Source organism: Halorubrum tibetense (genome assembly GCF_042661865.1).
In the GTDB taxonomy this organism is placed as follows: Archaea; Halobacteriota; Halobacteria; order Halobacteriales; family Haloferacaceae; genus Halorubrum; species Halorubrum tibetense.
The window spans coordinates 1-891 of the sequence record NZ_JBHSWW010000538.1 but is presented as its reverse complement, the minus strand read 5'-3'; the positions used below and the strand labels follow the sequence as shown (position 1 = coordinate 891).

Below are 891 nucleotides of genomic sequence, written 5' to 3'. Positions count from 1 at the left end.
GCCGTCACCGCTCGTGTCCGTGCCATCGCCATCCACGGTCGCGTCGCCATCCGCCGTCGCGTCGCCATCCGCCGTCGCGTCGCCATCCGATTCGTCCCCGTTCGTTCGCCCGCTCATGGCTCCGCCCACGGCTCGGCCGCCCCCTCGCCGAACAGCTCGCGCATCAGCGCCACGATGCTCTCGGGCGGGAACTGGCCGTGTTCCGTCACGATCGCGTCCATGTACCGCGGCGGCGTCACGTCGAACGCGGGGTTCTCGACGTCGATGCCACCGATCGCCTCGCGGGTGCCGGGGTCTATCACCTCCGCCTCGTCGCGCATTTCGATCTCGACGGTGTGGCCCGTCAGCGTCTCCGGGTGGAGCTTGATCGTCTGGGCGGCGGTCATGATCGGGACGCCGCGCTCGCGGGCGTTGACGGCGAGCCCCGACGTGCCGATCTTGTTGATCACGCCGCCGTCGGCCGCGATCGAGTCCGCGCCGACGACGACGTGGTCGACCTCGTCGAGGTAGCGCCGCGCCGCGGAGTCGACGATGAGGGTGACGGGGACGCCGGCCTCGCGGAGCTGTTCGGCGGTGATGTGACCCTGGTTTCGCGGGCGGGTCTCCTTGACGACCGCCGAGATCTCCTTGCCCTGTTCGACGGCCGCTTCGATACAGGCGAGCGCGTCCGTGGAGTGACAGTGCGTCATCACCGTGTCGCCGTCGGCGAGGCGGTTCGCGCCGACGCGCCCGAGATCGCCCTGCGCGCGGTCGAGCTGGTCGGTGAACGCCGCGGCCGCATCGACGACGTTCCGCCGGAGCGTCTCGACATCACTCCCGTCCATCCGCTGGAGGACGTACCGCAAGGCGTTCGGCAGCGAGACGGCGGTCGGCCGGGTCTCTCGGAGGGTT

Annotated in this window: 1 protein-coding gene; it reads right to left on the bottom strand. The window is 70.7% G+C overall.

The genetic code is table 11. From position 1 onward, the window contains the following. Positions 1–113: 113 nt before the first annotated feature. The coding region (locus ACFQEU_RS16815) for a ribose 1,5-bisphosphate isomerase (protein ID WP_379784004.1) at positions 114–891 on the bottom strand (778 nt) is incomplete at its 5' end.